At 71.2% G+C, this 20618-nt stretch carries 21 protein-coding genes; 8 read left to right on the top strand and 13 right to left on the bottom strand.

Annotation, left to right across the window (positions count from 1 at the left end; translation table 11 throughout):
- Nucleotides 1–27: 27 nt before the first annotated feature.
- Both ACQPZK_RS00795 and ACQPZK_RS00800 read left to right on the top strand, forming a co-directional pair.
- Nucleotides 28–1173, top strand: coding sequence for a sensor histidine kinase (locus ACQPZK_RS00795; RefSeq protein ID WP_433536442.1), 1146 nt, complete (start codon nt 28–30; stop codon nt 1171–1173).
- Nucleotides 1170–1811 carry a response regulator gene (locus tag ACQPZK_RS00800; RefSeq protein WP_433536443.1) on the top strand — a complete coding sequence of 214 codons (642 nt, stop codon included), beginning with the start codon at nt 1170–1172 and terminating at the stop codon, nt 1809–1811. Before ACQPZK_RS00795 ends, ACQPZK_RS00800 begins: the two co-directional genes overlap by 4 nt.
- Before the next feature lie 22 nt (nt 1812–1833).
- On the opposite strand, the gene ACQPZK_RS00805 is transcribed toward ACQPZK_RS00800, so the two are convergent.
- Nucleotides 1834–3396 (bottom strand): AMP-binding protein, encoded by a 1563-nt coding sequence (locus tag ACQPZK_RS00805; RefSeq protein WP_433536444.1) that lies wholly within the window; start codon nt 3394–3396, stop codon nt 1834–1836.
- A gap of 268 nt (nt 3397–3664) precedes the next feature.
- Between ACQPZK_RS00805 and ACQPZK_RS00810 the strand changes: the two genes are divergently transcribed.
- Entirely contained in the window at nt 3665–4186 is a 522-nt protein-coding gene (locus ACQPZK_RS00810) for a peptidase inhibitor family I36 protein (RefSeq protein WP_433536445.1), read from the top strand.
- Between the two features lie 107 nt (nt 4187–4293).
- Here the strand turns inward: ACQPZK_RS00810 and ACQPZK_RS00815 are convergent, their stop codons facing one another.
- Both ACQPZK_RS00815 and ACQPZK_RS00820 read right to left on the bottom strand, forming a co-directional pair.
- Nucleotides 4294–5508 (bottom strand): acyl-CoA dehydrogenase family protein, encoded by a 1215-nt coding sequence (locus ACQPZK_RS00815; protein WP_433536446.1) that lies wholly within the window; start codon nt 5506–5508, stop codon nt 4294–4296.
- 1 nt (nt 5509) lies between these two features.
- Entirely contained in the window at nt 5510–5962 is a 453-nt protein-coding gene (locus ACQPZK_RS00820) for an SCP2 sterol-binding domain-containing protein (protein WP_433536447.1), read from the bottom strand.
- 68 nt (nt 5963–6030) lie between these two features.
- Here ACQPZK_RS00820 and ACQPZK_RS00825 point away from each other — a divergent pair, with 68 nt between their 5' ends.
- Complete coding sequence (locus ACQPZK_RS00825; protein WP_433536448.1) at nt 6031–6669, top strand: TetR/AcrR family transcriptional regulator; 639 nt, start codon at nt 6031–6033, stop codon at nt 6667–6669.
- A 3-nt stretch (nt 6670–6672) separates the two neighbouring features.
- Here the strand turns inward: ACQPZK_RS00825 and ACQPZK_RS00830 are convergent, their stop codons facing one another.
- From ACQPZK_RS00830 to ACQPZK_RS00860, 7 genes are all read right to left on the bottom strand, one after another.
- Complete coding sequence (locus ACQPZK_RS00830; RefSeq protein WP_433536449.1) at nt 6673–7293, bottom strand: DedA family protein; 621 nt, start codon at nt 7291–7293, stop codon at nt 6673–6675.
- A gap of 55 nt (nt 7294–7348) precedes the next feature.
- Entirely contained in the window at nt 7349–8611 is a 1263-nt protein-coding gene (locus ACQPZK_RS00835; RefSeq protein ID WP_433536450.1) for an adenylosuccinate synthetase, read from the bottom strand.
- Complete coding sequence (locus ACQPZK_RS00840; RefSeq protein ID WP_433536451.1) at nt 8608–9567, bottom strand: hypothetical protein; 960 nt, start codon at nt 9565–9567, stop codon at nt 8608–8610. Before ACQPZK_RS00840 ends, ACQPZK_RS00835 begins: the two co-directional genes overlap by 4 nt.
- 10 nt (nt 9568–9577) lie before the next feature.
- On the bottom strand, nt 9578–10543 hold the full coding sequence (locus ACQPZK_RS00845) for a serine/threonine protein kinase (protein WP_433536452.1): 966 nt from the start codon (nt 10541–10543) through the stop codon (nt 9578–9580).
- Complete coding sequence (locus ACQPZK_RS00850) at nt 10540–11295, bottom strand: NUDIX hydrolase (RefSeq protein WP_433536453.1); 756 nt, start codon at nt 11293–11295, stop codon at nt 10540–10542. The genes ACQPZK_RS00845 and ACQPZK_RS00850 overlap by 4 nt, the downstream gene beginning before the upstream one ends.
- A 95-nt stretch (nt 11296–11390) precedes the next feature.
- Nucleotides 11391–12485: a MaoC/PaaZ C-terminal domain-containing protein gene (locus tag ACQPZK_RS00855; RefSeq protein WP_433536454.1), complete on the bottom strand. Its 1095-nt coding sequence runs from the start codon at nt 12483–12485 to the stop codon at nt 11391–11393.
- On the bottom strand, nt 12485–13843 hold the full coding sequence (locus ACQPZK_RS00860; RefSeq protein ID WP_433536455.1) for a 3-oxoacyl-ACP reductase: 1359 nt from the start codon (nt 13841–13843) through the stop codon (nt 12485–12487). The genes ACQPZK_RS00855 and ACQPZK_RS00860 overlap by 1 nt, the downstream gene beginning before the upstream one ends.
- A 54-nt stretch (nt 13844–13897) precedes the next feature.
- On the opposite strand from ACQPZK_RS00860, the gene ACQPZK_RS00865 reads away from it, so the two are divergent.
- Nucleotides 13898–15190 carry an acetyl-CoA C-acetyltransferase gene (locus ACQPZK_RS00865; protein ID WP_433536456.1) on the top strand — a complete coding sequence of 431 codons (1293 nt, stop codon included), beginning with the start codon at nt 13898–13900 and terminating at the stop codon, nt 15188–15190.
- A 64-nt stretch (nt 15191–15254) separates the two neighbouring features.
- Here ACQPZK_RS00865 and ACQPZK_RS00870 read toward each other — a convergent pair whose 3' ends face one another.
- Complete coding sequence (locus ACQPZK_RS00870; RefSeq protein ID WP_433536457.1) at nt 15255–15743, bottom strand: hypothetical protein; 489 nt, start codon at nt 15741–15743, stop codon at nt 15255–15257.
- Nucleotides 15744–16001: 258 nt separating this feature from the next.
- Here ACQPZK_RS00870 and ACQPZK_RS00875 point away from each other — a divergent pair, with 258 nt between their 5' ends.
- From ACQPZK_RS00875 to purB, 3 genes are all read left to right on the top strand, one after another.
- A complete protein-coding gene (locus ACQPZK_RS00875) occupies nt 16002–16544 on the top strand; it encodes a UTRA domain-containing protein (RefSeq protein WP_433536458.1) in 543 nt (180 codons plus the stop codon).
- A gap of 10 nt (nt 16545–16554) precedes the next feature.
- A complete protein-coding gene (locus tag ACQPZK_RS00880) occupies nt 16555–17283 on the top strand; it encodes a GntR family transcriptional regulator (RefSeq protein ID WP_433536459.1) in 729 nt (242 codons plus the stop codon).
- 175 nt (nt 17284–17458) lie between these two features.
- Nucleotides 17459–18883 carry an adenylosuccinate lyase gene (gene purB / locus ACQPZK_RS00885; protein ID WP_433536460.1) on the top strand — a complete coding sequence of 475 codons (1425 nt, stop codon included), beginning with the start codon at nt 17459–17461 and terminating at the stop codon, nt 18881–18883.
- Nucleotides 18884–18999: 116 nt separating this feature from the next.
- Here the strand turns inward: purB and ACQPZK_RS00890 are convergent, their stop codons facing one another.
- A complete protein-coding gene (locus tag ACQPZK_RS00890) occupies nt 19000–19563 on the bottom strand; it encodes a YbjQ family protein (protein WP_433536461.1) in 564 nt (187 codons plus the stop codon).
- Nucleotides 19564–19586: 23 nt separating this feature from the next.
- The gene (locus ACQPZK_RS00895) at nt 19587–20270 is read right to left on the bottom strand and encodes a S1 family peptidase (protein WP_433536462.1); all 684 of its coding nucleotides are present in this window, start codon (nt 20268–20270) and stop codon (nt 19587–19589) included.
- Nucleotides 20271–20618 lie beyond the last annotated feature (348 nt).

A 20618-nucleotide genomic window follows, 5' to 3' on the forward strand; every position in this document is an offset into this window, starting at 1 on the left:
TCCCGGGCGTCCGGTTACCCTGCTGCCATGGGCCGTAGCCGGGCGCTCCGGGTCGCCATGGACGTGCTGCTCGCGCTTGTGGCGACAGCGGCCGGCGGCGGGTTGGAACTGGCGGATCCGGACGTCGACACCAAGCTGATCCCCGCACCTACGTGGGCCTACGTGGCCGCGCAGGTGGCCGCCGCCGTCATGCTGCTTTTTCGTCGGCACCGTCCGTACACGGCCGCGCTGACCATCGCCGGGATCAGCCTCTTCGCGCCGGCCTGGGCCGCCGTCCTCGTTCCGTACGCGGTCACGGCGTACGGCCGGGGTCGGCGGTGGCGACAGTGGACGGTCATCGGGCTGCTGACGGTGGCGTTCCTGGTGGGGGCGAGCGCCTGGTCGATCGACGATCCGTTCACCGCGCCGACCGTCATCCTCGCCGCAGCGGTCCTGGGCATGTACGTCCGTGCCCGGCGGAGCCTGCTGGCGGAGTTGACGGACCGGGCGGAGCGGGCCGAGCGGGAGCGTCTGCTCCTGGCCGATCAGGCGCGCGCCGACGAGCGGGTGCGGCTCGCCGCGGAGATGCACGACGTGGTCACCCACCGGATCAACCTGATGGTGTTGCAGGCGGGCGCGCTTCGGGTCACCACCACGGATCCGACGGCCCGGGCGGCGGCCGAGGAACTGCGGGAAACCGGCTGCCAGGCCTTGACGGAGCTGCGCGAACTGGTCGGGGTGCTGCGTGGCGAGGACGGACGATCCGCAGTTGATCCGGTCCCGGACGACACGCCCGAGCTGGCCCGGTTGGTCGACGACTCGCGTGCGGTCGGTCTGCCGGTTCGGCTCTCCGAAGTGGGTGACCCGGAAGGGCTGGCGTCGACGGTACGCAGGACGCTGTTCCGGTTGATCCAGGAGTCGCTGACGAACGTGCACAAGCACGCTCCGGGCGCCGCCGCCACCGTCTCGATCGAGTACGGCAGGCAGACGGTGCTGGTCACGGTGTCGAACACCTCGGCGGGTCGGTCACCCGACGCTGTCCTGGCCGCCGCCGGTGGTGGCACCGGCCTGGCCGGGTTGCGGCACCGCGTCGAGGTGCTCGGCGGGACGTTCGCGGCCGGACCGACGGAGCTGGGTGGCTTCGCCGTTCACGCGACGCTGCCGGTGCGGGTGTCGACGGCGGTGCGGTCGTGATCCGGGTACTCGTCGTCGACGACGAGCGGATGGTCTGCGCCCACCTGTGCACGATCCTCGGGTCCGCACCGGACCTGACGGTCGTCGGCGAGGCGTACGACGGGGCGGACGCGGTGGAGGCCGCGGTGCGACTACGGCCCGACGTGGTGCTGATGGACCTGCGGATGCCGGGCGTCGACGGGATCAGGGCCACCGAGCGGATCATGACCCTGCCGTCACCGCCACGGGTCCTGGCGCTCACCACGTTCGACCTGGACGACTACGTGACCGGCGCGCTCCGGGCCGGCGCGGCCGGCTTCCTGCTCAAGTCGACGTCGCCCGACGACCTGCTGGCCCTGGTACGGGTGGCGGCCGCCGGGCACACGGTGCTCTCCGCGGTGGCGGCTGACCGCCTCGTTGCGCAGACGGTGCGCAGCCAGCATGCCCGTGACCTGCTCCGGTCGCTCACGGAGCGCGAGGTGGAGGTGCTGGAGAGCCTCGGGGCCGGGCGGTCGAACCAGCAGATCGCCCGCCGCCTGCACCTGTCCGAGGCCACCGTCAAGGGTTACGTCTCGCGGCTTCTGGTCAAGCTCGGTTGCGCCAACCGGACCCAGGCGGCACTGCTGGCGCAGGAGGCGGGTCTGGGCCCACGTCGATGAGGCCGTCGGCGCACCCGGATGATCAGCCGTAGTAGCGGCGCAGCTCGCGCGCGAGGACCTTGCCGGTGGCGTTGCGGGGCAGGTACTTCACGTAGACCACGTCCCGGGGTACGGAGAAGCGGGCCAGGTAGTGCCGGACGTACTCGCGGACCGCCTCGGGGTCGAGCGTCTCGCCGGGGTGCAGGGCGAGGAACGCGGCGAGTCGCTGGCCGTACTCGGGGTCGGGTACGCCGATCACGGCGGCCTCGCGTACCTGCGGCAGCTGGGCGAGCAGGTCCTCCACCTCGGACGGGAACACGTTCTCGCCGCCGGAGACGATCATGTCGTCGGCCCGGCCGTCCACGAAGAGCAGCCCGTCGGCGTTGAGCCGGCCGAGGTCGCCGGTGTCGAGCAACCCGTCGCGGGTCTCGCGGGTGGCACCCGAGGTGTATCCCTCGAAGAGCATCTCGTTGCCGACGAAGATGCGCCCGACCCGCCCCTGCGGCACCGGTTGGTCGGCGTCGTCGAGCAGTTCCAGTCGGGTGCCGTGCGGTGGCCGGCCAGCCGTGGTGGGCGCCTGGCGCAGGTCCGGCGGGCTGGCGATGGACGCCCAGGAGACCTCGGTGGACCCGTACAGGTTGTAGAGGACGTCTCCGTACGCGTCCATGAACTTCGGCGCGAGCCCACCGGGTAGGGCCGATCCGCTGACCGCGACGACCTTGAGCGATGGGCGCGGGTCCGGCGGGGGCACTTCCAGCAGCCGCTGGAGCATGACGGGTACGGCGAAGAGGGCGTCGCAGCGGTGTGCCACCAGGGCGGCGAGCGTGGCGGCCGGGTCGAAGCGGCGGTGCAGCACGATGGTGGCCCGCAGCGCGAAGCACACCTGGAGCGCGGCGAATCCCCAGGTGTGGAAGATCGGGGCGGCGATCAGCACCCGGTCCTTCGCGTGCAGGGGGATGCGGTCGATGATGGACACGAGCGGCCCGAAACCGCTGGGTGTGGGCCGGCGGGCGCCCTTGGGAGCGCCGGTGGTGCCCGAGGTCAGCACGATGATGCGTCCGTCGCGCTCCGGCGGGTGCAGCTCGCCGGGCAGCGCCCCGGCCACCAGCTCCTCGCGGGCGCGCTCGTCGAGGCGGGGCAGCTCGGCGGGGAGGCCGAGGACCCGGTCGGCGAACTCGTCGTCGTGCACCAACAGCCGCAGTCGCTGTTCCTCGGCGACAGTCGCCAGTTGGGCGGCGGAGAGGCCCGTGTTGACGAGCACCGCGTCGACGCCGAGCAGGGTCGCTGCGACGATCGTCTCGATCAGCCCGTGGTGGTTGCGGCAGAGGACGCCGATCCGGTCGCCAGGCTGTACGCCGATCCCGGATCGCATCGACCGGGCCATCCGCTCGGCCCGGTCGAGGAGCGCCTGGTAGGTCAGCTCGACGCCGTCCTCGTCGATGATCGCCGCTCGTCCGGGGTCGCGGGCGGCCGCCTGGCGTAGCTCGCCGGCGAGGCTCCATCCCCAGGTACGCAGCGCGTTGAGCTGTGAGGCGATCCGGATCGGGCGGCCCGGGGTGAGCAGACCGCGACGGGTCAGCGTGGTGACGACGAACGGCAGGTCCATGCCGCAGACCTCCTCGGGGTGGTACGCGGACGGGCAGTCGATCTCCCCGCCCGTCAGGGTGGCGTCCTTTGATCATGCACTGGGCGCGGCTGGAGGCCCAGTCGGCGTCGGCGTGAGGTGACGAAGACGGCACGGATCGTGGAATCCGCTGCACTGTGGCTGAACAATGCCAAGGGCGGACTGGTCGCCTCGATCGTGCCGGGCCGGAGGCGTTCAGTGGAAATAAACAGCTCTTACAGACTCGCCTCGTACGTTCATTAACGAAGACGTGCGATGGAAGGGCGAATCGTTCGACGTCGAGCGCCGTCGTGTTCGCTTCCATCGCCAGGTGGCAGTTCCGAAATTTGGAGATCAAGTGAGCTTGTTGAGAAAGCGTACCCTTGCCGCCGGGGCAGGAATCGTCGTAGCCATGACCGGCTCTCTCCTCGCAGTTTCTTCGCCTGCCTCGGCGGACTATTCGTGCCCGGCGAAGCAGGTGTGCTTCTTCCAGGACAAGGATGGCCATGGAAGCCCGGCCACGCTGGCCGGTCTGGTCCAGGGCGGTGGGGGAGTCGCCAACTTCTCCGATCACAAGTTCCACAACGGCGTGAACCTGAATGACCAGGCGTCCTCTGTGTTCAACAACACCAATCAGTACCTGGGAGTCTACGAACACACCACTTACGGTGGGCGCTGGCAGCGGGTCAAGCCGTACGGTTGGGCCAATTTCGGCGGTGATGTCAAGAATGACACTGCCTCGTCCGCCCGGTTCGTCGACGCGGGGTGCACGCCGCCGGAGTGGTGCGTTTAGGCCGATGGCGTCGGGCCTGGCTTAGGTCTTATCGGCGTGCCCAACGTCAGAGCGAGGGCCGGAATACGCGGCCCTCGCTCTGACAGTCGGACCAGGGGAGGGGCCGGTCAGCGGATCTGCATGCCGGAGATCGCCCGGGAGATGACCAGGCGCTGGATCTCGGACGTACCCTCGAAAATGGTGTAGATCTTGGCGTCGCGGTACCAGCGCTCGACCGGGTGGTCGCGCAGGAATCCGGCGCCGCCGAGCAGTTGCACCGCCTTCTCGGTGACGGACACCGCGACCTCGCCGGCCTTGAGCTTGGACATCGAGCCCTCGCCCGCGGTGAACGGGCGGTTGTTGCGGCCCATCCAGGAGGCCCGCCAGACCAGCAGTCGCGCGGCGTCGATCTCCATCCGCATGTCGGCCAGCGCGAAGGCGACCGCCTGGTTCTCGATGATCGGCCGTCCGAACTGGACCCGGTCCTTGGCGTAGTCCAGCGCGTATTCGTAGGCGGCCCGGGCCACGCCGAGTGCCTGCGCGCCCACGGTGGGTCGGGACAGTTCGAAGGTACGCATCGCCGCCTGCCCGGTGGCCCGTTGTCCGGACCGGGCCCGGGCCAGGCGTTCGTCCAGGGCGTCCTTGCCGCCGAGCAGGCAGCGGCCCGGCACGCGTACCTCGTCGAGGAAGACGTCGGCGGTGTGCGAGGCGCGGAGGCCGAGCTTGCGCAGCTTGCGGGTCGCGGCCAGACCGGGGGTGCCCGGCGGTACGACGAACGCCGCCTGGCCGCGCGAGCCGAGCGTCGGGTCCACGGAGGCGGTGACCACGTGCACTCCGGCGATGCCGCCGTTGGTGGCGTACGCCTTCTGGCCGTTGAGCACCCACTCGTCGCGGGCCTCGTCGTAGACGGCCCGGGTGCGCATCGCGCCGACGTCGGAGCCGGCCTCGGGTTCGCTGGTGCAGAACGCGGCGACGGCCGGCGAGTCGATATCGCCGAAGCACTGCGGCACCCACTCGACCATCTGGTCGGGCGTGCCGGCGCCGTAGATGGCGGCGACGGCGAGCGAGGTGCCGAAGATGCTCAGCCCGATGCCGGCGTCACCCCAGAAGAGTTCCTCGCTGGCGATGGGCAGGGACAGCCCGGTGGGATCGGCCCAGCAGGTGGCGAGGAACTCGAAGCCGTAGAGGCCGACCTTGGCGGCCTCCTGGATGACCGGCCACGGGGTGTCCTCGCGTTCGTCCCACTCGGCGGCGGCCGGGCGCACGACCTCGGCGGCGAAGCCGTGCACCCAGTCGCGTAGATCCCGCTGTTCCTCGTTCAGGTCGAGCGAGAACTCGGCCATGTCAGGCCTTGGGGATGTCGAACAGGTTGGCGATGTTGGCGGCGAGGCCCAGGTCGCCCTTCGCCTTCAGCTTGCCGGTCATGAACATCATCACCGGGTTGGCGCCACCGGAGACGATCTTCAGGAACTCGACCGGCCCCATGGTGAGGCTCAGCTTCGGGTCGTGCTGCGGGGTCTCGTTGACCTCGCACTTGCCGTCGGCGATGACCACCTCGTAGGTGTCGCTGCCGCCGTCCGGGCGGCCGGTGATGATCCAGTGGATGACCGCGTTGGTGGAGCCGGCCCGGTCCGCGCGGAACAGCGACGGCATCCGGCCGAACACCTCGCCGAGGACCTTGCCGCGCAGGTCACCGGACATCACCTGGGCGATCTTGTCGTCCGGGGTGGACTTGACCAGCTGGGCGAACTCCTTGGGCCCGACGTTGGCGAAGTTGGCCGGGTCGAAGTCAGTCATGAGACGCGCCTTCCGGAAGATTTGGCTACTCGCGCGTAACCCTACGCACGAGTAGGTATGCTCGCAAGGTGTCCACGCCTCCCGCGTTCAAGCGCCTACCGCGCGCCGTACGCGAGCAACAAATGCTCGACGCGGCCGTGAAGGTCTTCTCCCGGCGCGGCTTCCACGCCGCCAGCATGGACGAGATCGCGGAGGACGCCGGCATCTCCAAACCCATGGTGTACGCGTACCTCGGCACCAAGGAGGAGCTGTTCGTCGCCTGCCTGCACCGCGAGGGCACCCGGATGATGCAGGCCATCGCCGGCGCCGCCGCCCCCGACCTGCCGGCCGACGAGCGGCTGTGGCGAGGGCTGAAGGCGTTCTTCGGCTTCGTCGGCGCACACCGTGACGGTTGGGCGGTGCTCTACCGGCAGGCCCGCGGCGAACAGCCGTTCGCCGGTGAACTGGCCACCATGCGCGCCCGGCTGGTCGAGGTGGTCGCCGGGATGCTCGACCACGCGCTGCGCGTAAAGGGCCGCGAGATCGCGCCCACCGACCTGGAGGTCGTCGCGTACGCGCTGGTCGGCGCGACCGAGTCACTTGCCGACTGGCTCGCCGACCACCCGGAGGCCGACCCGGAGAAGACGGCCACCCGGATGATGAACGTGGCCTGGCTCGGCGCGGCCCAACTCCTGCACGGCGTCGTCTGGCGTCCACCGGCCGACTGACAGTCAGTGGCGGGAGGCGGCCCGCCGGTGCGCGTGGCGGCGCAGCCAGCGGATCCCCTCCAGGCCGAACGTGACGACGAGGGAGACCCCCACCCCGACCAGTACGCCCTTCACCGGGTCCCGTTCGAAGGCCAGGCCACCGAAGTAGCCGAGCAGGCCGCAGTACACCGCCCAGGTGAACGCCCCGATGGCGTCGTACAGCAGGAACGCGCGGCGGGAGTAGCCCACCGCGCCCATGGTGAGGGTGACGGCGGTCCGGCCACCCGGCACGTACCGGCTGGTGGTCAGGATCATCCCGCCCCGGCGGTCCACCGCCCGTCGGGCCCACTCCGAGCTGGCCCGCCGCCGGCTTCCGTCGGGCAGCCGGGCCAGCCGGCTCGCGCCGCCGCCGCGCCCGATGGCGTACGAGATGTGGTCGCCGACCAGCGCGCCCACTCCGGCGCTGGCGATCACCAGGGTCAGGCTGGGGTGACCGCCGCTGGCGGACAGCACCCCGGCGGTGATCACGGCGGCCTCGCCGGGCACCGCCGGGAAGAAGGCGTCGACCGCGGTGAGGCCGAAGATCAGCAGGTACACCCACGGCGAGGTGACCGTCCCACGGAGGAGGTCGAGCAGGGCGTCCATCCCCCCATGCTCGCCGGGTACGACCGGCGTGGTGGCCGAGTCGCCGGAAGACGCCTCAGCGCGTGCCGATCAGTGCCGGTGGGGTGAGCAGCGTCCCGTGCGGGCTCTTGTCGTCGGCCGTGGGCCCGTGCGAGGTCAGCACCACCGGAGTGGCCAACTCCGCGCTCACCCTCTCGGCCCAGTCGGCCGGCGGGTCGTCCAACACCGGGCGGGACCGCAGCAGGCGGTCGGTGAGCGCGGCCTGCCGGTCCAGGTCGCCGGGCGGCCCCGGGATGAGCCGGTCGCCCGTGTCGTAACGGCGGCAGATCCGCAGGTCGGGACCCGCGAGGTCGAGGTGGGTCAGCGCCAGGCCGTCGACCCCGCCGGCCGCCGCGAGGGCGTACCGGTGGGCGACGGCGTCGAAGTGGCCGAACCGGAACCGGCCCTGCCACGGGTTCGTCGGGTTGTGCCGGTCGACGAAGGGCAGCGCCGGGTCCTCGGTCACCAGCGGGCCGGGACCGTGCCGGGTGGTGACGGTCCGCAGCACGCCGATCCGGGTCACCTCGCCGGCCTGTCCCGCCTCGGCGAGCATGCGGTCGGCATTGGCGAACGTGGTGGTGCTCCACGTCGTGTACGGGTGGAAGCCGTGCCACTCGTCGAGCAGCACCCCCTGCGCGCCCTCGAAGACGCAGGTCCCCGAGCGCAGCGCGCCGGCGAGCCAGGTCCGGTCGACGATGGCGACCCGCCCGGCGAACCCGGTGAACGCGGGCAGGCAGTCGTCGACCGGCGGCGCGTCCAGCGGGCCGAGTTCGGCGGTCAGCCGGTCCCGCAGAACCGTCAACCGGCGGCGCAGCACCGCGGGATGCCGGCAGTCGGCGACCCGGGGAGCGTCGTCGGGGTGGGCGAGGCCGTACGCGACGGCCTCGCCCACCCCCAGCCCGCAGGAGCCGTGCCGGTCGGCCCCCCGGGCGATCTCCCGGGCCCGGTTGGCGGCCCGGTGGTACGGGGTGGCGAGCAGCGCCTCGGAGTCGACGGTCAGCCGGTCCAGCGCGTCGGGCACCCCGACCGTGGCGAGATGGTCGGCCTCGGCGGCCAGGGCCAGCGGGTCCACCACCACGTGCCGGGACAGGTGCGTCCCGACGCCGGGGTGGAACGTGCCGGCCCCGAACTGCGCGAACGTGTGGTGCCGCCCGTCGCGCAGCACGACGTTGTGTGCCGCCTGCGCACCCCCGTTGAAGCGGACCACCGTGTGCACCGGGCGGGTGGCGCAGAGCCAGTCCACGACCGTGCCCTTGCCCGCGTCGCCGTACCCGAGGTCGACCACCGCCACGTGTCTCACAGCCGCGTCACCCCGCCCGCGGTGTCGCGGAACGTCGGCAGGGTCGACACCTCGGCCCGCCGGCCCCGGCCGAGCCGGGCCAGCGCCTTCGACACGGTGCCGGTGGCGCGCGAGCCGGCGGTGTCCAGGTGGCGCAGGCCCTCGTCCAGGTCGATGGCCTGTTCACCGAGGCCGATGGTGACCGCGATGGTCTCGCAGACCGCGTCCAGGTCGTCGAGCACGACGGCGTTCTGCCCGAGCAGGTCCCGCCAGAAGTCGAGCACCTTCGTGTTGCCGGCGTAGCTGCTGCCGGCGGGGAGCAGGTAGTAGGTGTCCCACCGCCGGGTCACCTCGTCGACGATCTGGCGCAGCGCCACGTCCTCGCCCAGGTCGTCACCGATGAGGCCGGCCACCTCGCGCGCCTTGACCCGCTGGTACGCCAGCTCGTCGCCGATGACGAAGAGGTAGCCGCGCCGGCCGCGCTTCTCCCAGTTGTCGGTGACGGTGTGCCGGGCCATGAAGTACAGGGCCAACTCGTACGACTCGCTCATCTGCCCGCCGCCACCACCTTCGAGCACGATGCGGCCGAGGTCGTCGTCCATCCGGTTGTCCGACTCGAACTGGCCCACCTGCAACGGCACCCGGTCGCAGGTGGCGTCGCCGATCGCGCCGAACATGATCTGCGGGTCGCTCGCGTACCCCTGCCGTTGCAGCAGCCCGAGCAGTTGCGGCAGCTTCGTCTGCAGGACACGAGGCACCGTGCGCATCGAGCCGGTCACGTCGAAGAGCACCGCGACGGGCGTCGAGCGGGGGTGTTCGGCGGAGTCGCGGCTCTCCCGGGTCGCGTCGCGGGGGTCGAGCGCGGGGTGCACGGTCCGGGCCCCGCTGTCGCTGTAGGAGAACGCGCTCCGGCCGGTCGAGCGCCGGTAGCGGTCGGCGGCGTCGTACACGTCGGTGGACCAGGTTCCACTGCCCATGACAGCTCCTCTAGAGGGTGAAGGGTCGGAAGGTGCGGGGCCCGTAGAGCCGGTCCAGCACCTGGTCGAGTTCGCGCAGCAGGCCCCAGGCGTCGTCGGGTCGGGCGCTCAGGGCGTTCTGCCGGCAGCCCTGCGCGAAGGCGTCCAGCTCGCGGGGTGCGCGCGGCCCCATCAGCCAGCTCATGCATCGGCTGGCCATCGCGATGTCGGTGCCCGGACCGCAGGGCCGCCGGCGCGGCACCTCCGGCGAGTACCAGTCCTCACGGCCCGGCACGAGAGCTGGAACCGTGCTGCCGATCGGGGCCGAGAAGCACCAGTCGACGAGCACCACGCCGTGGGCGTGCGGCTCGATCAGCACGTGGCGCGGCAGGACCGCGCCGTGCACGATGCCCGCGCGGTGGGCCAGGCCGAGCGCCACCAGCAGCCGCCGCCAGATCCAGGCCGCGTCCCGGGCGTCCAACCCGTCGGGGTACGCGCGCCGCACCTCGTCGAGGTCGTGCAGGCCGGGCGCGCCGGCGAGCACGTTGATCCGGCGTTCCGCGCCGCTCGCCGAGTCGCGGTGCGCGAACTCGTCGACGAGCCGGGGCACGTACGGCAGGTAGCGCGGGTCGCCGCGCTCGGCGATGGTGTGCAGCGCGTGTGCCTCACGCGCCATCAGGTCGTTGTCGGTGGGCCGCCGGGGGAGCTTGAGCAGCCGGTCGTCGCCGACGTCGTACAGGTCGGCCAGGTCGCCCGAGTGGGCCGGCGCGCCGAGCCGGTAGTCGCCGAGGACGGTGGTCCGCCGGGCCTGCCAGCGGGTCGTGACGTGGACGTACGCGTCGAGGGCTTCGGCGCGTACCCCCGGGTCTGTCGGCAGCCGGTCAGGGTGCAGGGCCGCGACCAGCTCGCGGTAGCGGCGGGCCGGCTGGTCGACGCCGAACAGGTCGGCGTCGGTGCGGGCGGCCGTGACCAGGTCGATGGCCTCGGCGGTCCTCATCGCACCGTCTCCTCGCGGGCCGGCCGCAGCAGCGCTGGATGCAGCAGCCGTGCGTCGCCGGCCCGGTAGAGCCGGGCGCGGGGGCCACCTCGCGCGCCGCCGCGCTCGGTGCTCGCGCCGGTGCTCTCCACGAAGCCCGGCACCGAGAGCACCTTGCGGTGGAAGTTGCCGGCGTGCAGCGCGTGACCCCAGACCGTCTCGTAGACGGCCCGCAGCTCGCTGATCGTGAACTCGGCGGCGAGGAAGCGCGTGGCCAGCGGGGTGTACTCCAGCTTGGACCGGGCCCGCTCCAGCGCGTCGTCGATGATGCGGCCGTGGTCGAAGGCGAGCTGCCGGCTGCTCAGGGCCGTCACCGGCAGCCAGATCGCCTCGTCGGCGTCCGAGCCGGCGGCGGCGTCCGGCAGGTCGGGGGCGAACGCGAGGTGGGCGATCGAGACGACGCGCATCCGCGGGTCACGGTCGGGAGCGCCGTAACTGCCCAACTGCTCCAGGTGTACGCGTCGCAGCCCCTCACCGCCGAGCCCGGTCTCCTCGGCGAGCTCCCGTCGGGCGCCGGCGGTCAGGTCCTCCTCGGGGCGGACGAAGCCACCGGGCAGGGCCCAGTGCCCCGCGAAGGGCGCCTGACCGCGCCGGATGAGCAGCAGGTGCAGCTCGCCGTCGCGGATGGTCAGCGCCACCACGTCGACGGTCACGGCGACCGCCGGGTAGTCGCGGGGGTCGTACGCGGCCAGGAAGTCCTGCTCGTCAACCATGTCTCTCTCAATCTGAGAACATCTCGCTGTGAGAACAACTTAGCGTAGACGTGCGCCCCTGCCAACCCCTCAGATCGGATCGGCAGGGGCGCGTGTCAGCGCACGAGACCCACCAGGTGCGGCCGCCCACCCGAGTCGTGCAGGGCGAACCCGCCGTCCGGCAGGAGGGCGAAGTTCACCGTGCTCGGCAGCGGTACGGGCAGCTTGAAGGCCACCTCGACGGTGTACGCGTCCGGCAGCCGCGTCTCGAGCGCGGCCAGGCAGCGCGCCTTGCTCCACATGCCGTGCGCGATGGGCCGGCGGAAGCCGAATACCCGTGCGCCGAGCCGGGAGGTGTGGATCGGGTTGTGGTCCCCGGAGACGCGCGCGTACTCGGTACCCACCCGGGGCTCGACCCGCCACCGGGCCGTGGCCGTGGGCGGCGTGGGACGTTCGCCCCGCTCGCGCCCGCCCGGGGTGCGCTCGCGACCCAGGTACGTCGAGACGCCCCGCCAGACCTCCTCCCCGTCGACCGAGCCGACGAGCACCACGTCCACCTGCCGTCCCCGGTCGTGCGGACGCAGATTCTCGGCGTACGTCGTGAAGTCGAGGGTCTCGTCGGCGGTGATCGGGCGGTGCGTGGTGATCCGGTTGCCGACGTGCACCACGCCGGTCAGCGCGATGGGAAAGCCCGGCGCGGTCATCAGCCGCAGGGCCAGTGGAAAGCCCAGGACGTGCGGGTACGTCCCGGGCAGCCGGTCGGTGAGCCGGAACCCGCACACCCGGTCGTAGTCGGCCAGGTGGGCCCGGTCGACCTGCACGCCGCGTACGGCGAACTCGACCGCCGGCAGGTCGTTGCTCTTTCGCCCCCGGCTCAGGCCGGGCAGCGCGCCGAGCACGGCCCGCCGGTACAGCGCCCCGGCCGCCGGCACCCGGGTCAGCTCGACGCGCTCCCGGCCACCGGTGCCGGCCGTCCCGTGAGCGCTGAGGTCGGTGGTCACGTCGGCCGCCGAGCCGCTGAGATCGGTGGTGGCCTCGGTTGCCGACGCGCTCAGGTCGTGTGTCTGCTCGGTGCTCGGGTCGGCATCGGCGGCTGCCGGTCGGCGGATCGCGTTCAGGGTCTCCCGCGACAGGATCTCGGTCGGTCCCTCGATCAGATCGTGGACCGACAGGTCGTCCGGCTCCCGGGCGGGCTCTCTCTTCCTGGCCATCACGCCCCCAGCAGACTCTGGCCGCAGACCCGGACCACGTTGCCGCTGATCGCGCCGCTCGCCGGCCAGGCCAACCAGCCGATCGTCTCGGCCACGTCCACCGGCAGCCCGCCCTGGGCCAGGCTGTTCATCCGCCGGCCCGCCTCGCGGACGACGAGCGGGATGCGGGCGGTCATCCGGGTCTCGATGAAGCCGGGCGCCACCGCGTTGACGCTGATCCCCCGCTCGCGCAGGGTCGGGGCGAGCGAGTCGACCAGCCCGATCACGCCGGCCTTGCTGGTGGCGTAGTTGGTCTGGCCCCGGTTGCCGGCGATCCCCGCGATCGAGGACACCCCGATGATGCGACCGCCCTCCGGGATCAGCTTCCGTTCCAGCAGCACGTCGTTGATCCGCTCCTGACTGGACAGGTTGACGTCGATGACCTGGTCCCACCGGTCGGCGTCCATCCGGCCGAGCGTCTTGTCCCGGGTGATGCCGGCGTTGTGCACCACCGCGTCGACCCGTCCGTGTCGGCTGGCCAGGTAGTCGGCGAGCCGGGTCGGCGCGTCCGGGGCGGTCAGGTCGAGCTGCACCGCCGTACCGCCGATGTCGTTGGCCACGGCGGCGAGGGCGTCCCCGGCCGCCGGGACGTCCAGCGCGACCACCTGGGCGCCGTCGCGGGCGAGCACCTGGGCCAGCGCCGCGCCGATGCCCCGGGCCGCCCCGGTGACCAGCACGACCTGCCCGTCCAGCGGGCGGTTCCAGTCGGCCGGGGCGGTCGCCGCGCCGGTGCCGACCCGGACGACCTGCCCGGAGACGTACGCGGACCGCCCCGAGAGGAGGAACCGGAGGGTCGATTCGAGGCTCGTGCGGGTGCCGTCGGCGTCGCCGTTGCGGGTTACCTGGACGAGCTGTGCGGTGGTGCCCCGGCCGAACTCCTTGCCGATGCTGCGGACCAGCCCTTCCAGGGCCCGCTGGGCGGTCGCCTCGCGCGGGGTCGGGCACTCCTGCGGCGGAGTGCCGAGCACGATCACCCGGCCGCTGGGCAGCAGGGTGCGGGCGTGCGGGTGGAAGAAGTCGTAGAGCTGACGGAGCTGCGCCGAGTCGGTGATGCCGGTGGCGTCGTACACCAGGGCGCCGAAGCGTTCCTCGGCAGCGACCGTGCCGGTGTCGCGCAGCTCGACCCCGGCGGTGGTCAGGATCGTCCTGACCGCCTCGGTGAGCCGGCCGCCGTCGGCCGCGCCGAGCAGCGCCGGGCCGGGTAGCAGCGGATCTCCGGGCTGGTGTCGGCGCAGCCGCGGCGGATCGGGCAGCCCGAGACGCTTCACCAGCGTGCGGCCGGCGGCCGATTGGACGAAGCTCGCGTACCTGTCGGTCATGGGCGTAGCCTACTGGCGAGTAAGGTTCGAGCAACACTTGCGAGGAGGCGGATCGTGCAGAGCATCCGGAGGGTCGCGGTCATCGGGGGCAACCGCATCCCCTTCGCCCGTTCCAACTCCCGCTACGCCGACGCGTCCAACGCGGACCTGCTCGGCGCGGCGCTCGACGGTCTGATCGCCCGGTACGGGCTGGCCGGGCAGCGGGTCGGCGAGGTGGTCGCCGGGGCGGTGCTCAAGCACTCCCGCGACTTCAACCTGACCCGCGAGGTGGTCCTCGGGTCCCGGCTCGACCCGCACACCCCGGCGTACGACATCCAGCAGGCCTGCGGCACCGGCCTGGAAGCGGCGATCCTCGTCGCCAACAAGATCGCCCTCGGTCAGCTCGACGTGGGGATCGCCGGCGGTGTCGACACCACCTCCGACGCGCCGCTCGCGGTCAACGAGGACATGCGCCGTACGCTGCTCAAACTCAACTCCGCCCGCACGGTCGGCCAGCGGCTGAAGATCGCCGCGAAGCTGCGCCCGCTCCAGCCGTTCAAGCCGGACATCCCCCGCAACGCCGAACCGCGGACCGGCCTGTCCATGGGCGACCACGCCGCCCAGACCGCGCTGCGCTGGCAGATCGACCGGCGCTCCCAGGACGAGCTGGCGTTGCGCTCGCACCAGCGGTTGGCCGCCGCGTACGACAAGGGCTTCTTCGACGACCTGATGACCCCGTACCTGGGCCTGACCCGCGATCAGAACCTTCGCCCCGACACCAGCGTGGAGAAGCTCGGCGCGCTCAAGCCGGTCTTCGGCACCCGGGGCCCGGACGCGGAACAGGCCACCATGACCGCCGGCAACTCCTCGCCGCTCACCGACGGCGCGTCCACCGTGCTGCTGGCCAGCGAGGAGTGGGCGAACGCGCACAACCTGCCGGTGCTGGCCTGGTTCAGCTGGTCGGAGACGGCGGCCGTCGACTTCGTGCACGGCGACGAGGGCCTGCTGATGGCCCCCGCGTACGCGGTGCCCCGGATGCTGGCCCGGGCCGGGCTGACGTTGCAGGACTTCGACTACTACGAGATCCACGAGGCGTTCGCCTCGCAGGTGTTGGCCACCCTCGCCGCCTGGGAGTCCCCGGAGTTCTGCAAGGACCGGCTCGGCCTGGACGCCCCGCTGGGCGCCATCGACGCCGACCGGCTCAACGTCAACGGCTCGTCGCTGGCCGCCGGGCACCCGTTCGCCGCGACCGGCGGGCGAATCGTCGCCACGCTGGCCAAGCTGCTCGCGGAGAAGGGCAGCGGACGCGGGCTGATCTCCATCTGCGCGGCCGGCGGCCAGGGCGTGACCGCGATCCTGGAGCGCTGAGCCTGCCCACCTCAATGTCTTCTAGAAGGAGACATTGGGACATCGCGCCCCCGTCCGTGCTCGGTCACGATCGGCGGGGGCGTGTCCAGCCGAGGAATCGAGCGTGCAGCCTCTCGGCGGAGAGGTCAGGTAGGTCGACTGCCGCCTCGGCCAGGTGCAGACCCAGGTAGAACATCATCGACAACCGGTCGTGCGCGTACTCGACCAGCAGTCGGCATCGACGATTCGCGCACGGCCATTCCTGTCCGCAGCCGGCGCAGTTCCAGGTCGGCCGGACGGGCACGTGCGGCTTAGGAATCTCGGGCTGGGCCGCCCGCCTGGCGGGTCGTACCTGAAGGGCGGCCAGGCGCACCAGCACCCGGTGCTGACGCGGGCCGCCAGGCGCGCCCAACTCGATGCCGCGCAGGTGGAGCCAGATGCCGTCGCTGTGCCGTTCGCGTCGACCCACCTCTATCACCCGCAGGACCAGCCGACCCAGCCCGTAGCAGTAGTGCTGCTCGGCGACGGTGACGACATCACCCACCCGGACGGTGGGCGGCCGGCAGCGGGTCACGACGCGATCCGGTACGCCAGCGAAGCGGCAACCGACGCATCGAGCAGGCGATACCAGTCGAACGTCATCTCGCGCTCCTGTCGTCACGAATGGAACGCAGCAGGTACCTACGACCGCAGGAAAGTGCGGTCGTAGGACTGGTCGGCTGTGACGTAACCTTACTGCCATATGCGAAAGGCATCAAGGACTGAAGGTCGCATCGTTGGCATCTACTGTGGGTGCGAGTGAGATGGCTCGGACGAGGCGAAGGAGCGGATCTTGAGTGACCTCGAATGGATCAGCGTCTCCACTCCGTATGTGACCCCACGGCGGCCCGGCGAGGCCGAAGCCTGGGGTGCGGAGGCCGCGCAGAACGGCGGAGTGGGTACGCAGCGTCTGCTCGACGTCAGTGAGATCATTCCGGCGGCGGAGTTGGCCGCTGCGCTGCACCTGGACGCCGATGCGTCGGTGATCCAACGCCGTCGAATGATGTTGCTCGACGGGCAGCCGGTGGAGTTGACGACCTCCCTCTACCCGGCGACCATCGCTCGCGACACCGGCCTTGCGGAATTCCGCAAGATTCGAGGCGGGGCAGTCACTCTGCTGGCCGAGCTGGGATACCGGCCACGACGGGTGAGCGAGGACGTCTACACGCGGAGAGCGACCGAGGTGGAACGGTCGTTACTCCAACTACCTGAGGACGACTGGGTGCTCGGGCTGAGTCGCGTGCTCAGTACCGATGACGGCTTGCCAGTCGAGCTGAGCGTCATGGCCATGACCCCCGGAGGTCGTCGCCTTCGGTACGAATCGTCGATCGCATAGGGAGGCCGTCTTGGCTCGCAGGAGCGACGATCGGCCGCGGCATGAGCAGATCGCTGCCGACATCCGAGCGCGCATCATGTCCGGCGAGCTGCCGTCCGGGTCGCAGTTGCCGTCGACAGCTCAGTTGATCAATCAGTATTCGGTGGCGAACGCAACCGTGCAGCGGGCACTGACCTCGCTCAAGGCAGAGGGTTACCTCCACAGCCGGGTAGGCAAGGGGGTCTACGTACGGGATCGCGAACCGTTGGTCATAGCGGTCGACGCATACGTCCCGCCCGCACGTGGTGGGTACACCTACCATCTGCTCGACGTGGCCGAGGTGCGACCGCCCGCCGATGTGGCGCTTGCTCTCGGAATCGCGGACGACGAGCCCGCCATCCTCCGTCATCGCCTGCTCTCGCACGACGGCGAGCCGGTGGAGGTGTCGTGGTCGTACTATCCGGTCGCGATCGGCCGAGGCACCGCAATCTCATCGCGCAAGAAGCTCGTCGGCGGAATTCCCCGGGCACTCGCCGACCTGGGGCACGCACAGCGAGACCTCGTCGACCGGCTGTCCGTCCGCATGCCGACCACCCAAGAGGTGGAGATCCTGGCGCTGCCGCCACAGGTGCCGGTGATCCGTCAGTTCCGGGTGGTCCACTCCGTGCACGGGGATCCGGTCGAGGTGTCAGTCCTGATCAAGGGCGGTCACCTGCACGAGCTGGAATACCACCAGGAGATCCAGCCGGAGAGCGCATGACCCGCGCAGCGTGACTGCCATCTCGGACCTTGGACGCTCGATTGGTTCAGCGCGCCCGCGGCGGCGGACCTGGACCGGTGATCATCCACGAGCTGCCCTGACCTGGGGCGGGCGGACTCCCGCCCGAGCCGGCCCGGTCCCGGCTGGCTCGGGCGGGTGACGGACAATGAGGTACGTGACGACGATCCCGAACGTGCTCGCCAACCGGTACGCCTCGCCCGAGTTGGTCGCCCTCTGGTCGCCCGAGGAAAAGGTGCGGATGGAACGGCGGCTGTGGCTGGCCGTGCTCCGCGCGCAGCGTGACCTGGGCGTGGCGGTCCCGGACGGCGTGGTCGAGGCGTACGAGCGGGTGCTCGACCAGGTCGACCTGGCGTCGATCGCCGAGCGCGAGCGGGTCACCCGGCACGACGTGAAGGCCCGCATCGAGGAGTTCAGCGCGCTGGCCGGGCACGAGCACGTGCACAAGGGGATGACCTCGCGGGATCTCACCGAGAACGTCGAGCAGCTTCAGGTGCGCGCCTCGCTGGAGCTGATCCGGGATCGGGTGGTGGCGACCCTGGCCCGGCTGGCGTGGCTCGCGTACGAGCACTCCGAGCTGGTCATGACCGGCCGCTCGCACAACGTGGCGGCGCAGGCCACCACGCTGGGTAAGCGCTTCGCGTCGGCGGCGGAGGAGCTGCTCATCGCGTACGACCGGTTGGAGGAGCTGATCGCCCGCTACCCGCTGCGCGGCATCAAGGGCCCGGTCGGCACGGCCGCCGACCAGCTCGACCTCTTCGACGGCGACGCCGACAAGGTCGCCGAGCTGGAGCGCCGCGTCGCCGAGCACCTGGGCTTCTCGCGGGTGCTGGACAGCGTCGGGCAGGTCTACCCGCGTTCGCTGGACTTCGACGTGCTGGCCGCGTTGGCGCAGACCGCCGCCGCGCCGTCGTCGCTGGCCACCACGATCCGCCTGATGGTCGGCCAGGAGCTGGTCACCGAGGGCTTCAAGCCGGGCCAGGTCGGTTCCAGCGCGATGCCGCACAAGATGAACACCCGTTCCTCCGAGCGGGTGAACGGCTTCGCGGTGATCATCCGGGGTTACCTGTCGATGGTCGGCGAGCTGGCCGGCGACCAGTGGAACGAGGGGGACGTGTCCTGCTCGGTGGTCCGCCGGGTCGCCCTGCCGGACGCGTTCTTCGCCGCCGACGGGCTGTTCCAGACCTTCCTGACGGTCCTCGACGAGTTCGGCGCGTACCCGGCGGTGATCAACCGGGAGCTGGAGCGCTTCCTGCCCTTCCTGGCGACCACCAAGATCCTGGTGGCGGCGGTCCGGCGCGGTGTCGGCCGGGAGGTCGCCCACGAGGTGATCAAGGAGCACGCGGTCGCGGTGGCGCTGGCCATGCGCGAAAAGGGCGCCCCGGAGAACGACCTGTTCGACCGCCTGGCCGCCGACGGCCGCCTGGGCCTGTCGCGCGCCGACATCGACACCCTGGTAGCCGACCGCACCGCCTTCGTAGGAGCGGCAAGGTCCCAGGTGGAGTCGGTGACCCGCCGAATCACCAAGGTGGTGGAAACCCACCCCGACGCCGCCACCTACACCCCACCCCCCATCCTCTAACCCGGTCCGCTGGGCCCCGGTGATCATGAAGTTATTGCCGCGACACGCCGATGTGCGAGGCAATAACTTCATGATCAACCGGGTCTGGTGGGGGTCCTAATCAACCGGGTCTGGGCCTAGTCGCCGGTGGGGGTTTCTGCGGCTGTTCTCAGGGTTGGGGCGCTTGCCGGTTCGGCGATGCCGCCCAGGGACTCCGCGAAGGCCGGGTCGGTGGCGGTGTCCGCCGCCACCGCCGGCTGGTCGGCCGGCATGGTCTCGGGCATCGTCGGTACGGCGATGACCGCTGTGCCGTACGCGCAGATCTCCATCCACATCTCGCCGCAGTCCCGGCTGTCGAAGCGCATGCCGATCACGGCGTTCGCGCCGAGCCGGAGGGCCTCCTCGCCGAGGCGGGTGACCGAGTCGGTACGCCACCGGGTCAGGTTGTCCGGCGCCATCGGGTCGTACGCGCCACCGCGCAGGTTCTTGACCCCCTCGCGGTACGGGTTTCGCGTCCTGGCCATCGATGACACCACCTCACCGAGAATCTGGCGGATCTCGTAGCCGGGCAGTTGCTCTGTCGTCACGACCAGCACGTTTCCGATGCTGTCAGGAGTGGCGCGACCCGATCGGGTGCCATGTTCACCTGATCGGATGCTGCAAAACGGCGCGGCGCGGACGGTCGGCGCGGGGCCGACCATCCGCGCCGCAGGGGCGCTAACCGTCAGACACCGGCCACCGAGGTGATCCAGGCCCGGTTGTACGCGACGCTGCCGTAGTTCTGGATGTTGTAGCCGTCGGCCGTGGAGGCCACACCGACCTGCTGGCCGTTGTAGAACTGCGGGCCGCCCGAGTCGCCCCGCCAGGCGTTGCCGTTGATCCGGGTGCTGCGGATGGCCTGCCCGCCGTACGCGTCGGTGACGTTGGTGCTGGTCACCTGGACGGTGGCGGTCTTGAGCTGGCTGGACGCGGAGCAACCGCTGTAGCAGGTCATGCCCCAGCCGTAGATCGAGTTGGTCGAGCCGACCGGCGGGTTGCTGCTCGCCAGAGACACCGTCGAGGTGCTGACGGTGCTGGAGAGGCGCATGAGGGCCAGGTCGTAACGGGTGTAGGTGGCGCTGACCGTGCGGGTGACCCCACCCGAGGCGCGGTAGACGCTGCCGACCCGGACGGACATCGTGCCGCTGATGCAGTGCCGGGCGGTGAGTACCCACTGCGCGGCGATCACGCTGCCCGAGCAGGTGAACGAGCCGTTGCTCAGCACGGCGGCGGCCCAGGGGGCGGACGACACGGTGCCGCCGCCGATGATGGGTTGGGGGCCGGCCGGGGCGGCGGACGCGCCGGACGCGAAGGCGAGGGCGCCGACCAGCGCCGTGCTGATCAGGGTGAGCAGGGGGCGAACGCGCATCGGTGGACTCCTTGGGGCGGGGTGGGGCCCGGGGTTGCCGGGTGCCCGGGGGCGACGACGGGAGGTCCCCGCCATCGCTTGCATCGAGCTATGTCGATGTACTGTAGGGGTGGCGGGCATCGTTTTCAAGAAGCTGATCGAGATCAGCCAATGTAACGATTCGGCCACCCGCTGCGCCGTATATGCCCTGCTGAGGCGGCCTGCGCCGCGTTGCCGCACGCACTCGACGCCGGTTATGTGGATCACTGCCTGAACTGCGCCCGGCCGGTGCGTCCGCGACGGAATCTGCCAGGTACGCTGGCTGCGCTCGCCCGTTGTGGGTAGGCACCCAACTGCGTACACAGTCAG

Source organism: Micromonospora sp. CA-249363 (assembly GCF_050950185.1).
Taxonomy (GTDB): Bacteria; Actinomycetota; Actinomycetes; order Mycobacteriales; family Micromonosporaceae; genus Micromonospora.

Coding starts and splice junctions, on each gene's coding strand:
- ACQPZK_RS00795 (WP_433536442.1), top strand. CDS start 28: ATGGGCCGTAGCCGGGCGCTCCGGGTCGCCATGGACGTGCTGCTCGCG.
- ACQPZK_RS00805 (WP_433536444.1), bottom strand. CDS start 3,396: ATGGACCTGCCGTTCGTCGTCACCACGCTGACCCGTCGCGGTCTGCTC.
- ACQPZK_RS00815 (WP_433536446.1), bottom strand. CDS start 5,508: ATGGCCGAGTTCTCGCTCGACCTGAACGAGGAACAGCGGGATCTACGC.
- ACQPZK_RS00820 (WP_433536447.1), bottom strand. CDS start 5,962: ATGACTGACTTCGACCCGGCCAACTTCGCCAACGTCGGGCCCAAGGAG.
- ACQPZK_RS00830 (WP_433536449.1), bottom strand. CDS start 7,293: ATGGACGCCCTGCTCGACCTCCTCCGTGGGACGGTCACCTCGCCGTGG.
- ACQPZK_RS00840 (WP_433536451.1), bottom strand. CDS start 9,567: ATGGGCAGTGGAACCTGGTCCACCGACGTGTACGACGCCGCCGACCGC.
- ACQPZK_RS00845 (WP_433536452.1), bottom strand. CDS start 10,543: ATGAGGACCGCCGAGGCCATCGACCTGGTCACGGCCGCCCGCACCGAC.
- ACQPZK_RS00850 (WP_433536453.1), bottom strand. CDS start 11,295: ATGGTTGACGAGCAGGACTTCCTGGCCGCGTACGACCCCCGCGACTAC.
- ACQPZK_RS00855 (WP_433536454.1), bottom strand. CDS start 12,485: ATGGCCAGGAAGAGAGAGCCCGCCCGGGAGCCGGACGACCTGTCGGTC.
- ACQPZK_RS00860 (WP_433536455.1), bottom strand. CDS start 13,843: ATGACCGACAGGTACGCGAGCTTCGTCCAATCGGCCGCCGGCCGCACG.
- ACQPZK_RS00890 (WP_433536461.1), bottom strand. CDS start 19,563: ATGGTCGGCCCCGCGCCGACCGTCCGCGCCGCGCCGTTTTGCAGCATC.
- ACQPZK_RS00895 (WP_433536462.1), bottom strand. CDS start 20,270: ATGCGCGTTCGCCCCCTGCTCACCCTGATCAGCACGGCGCTGGTCGGC.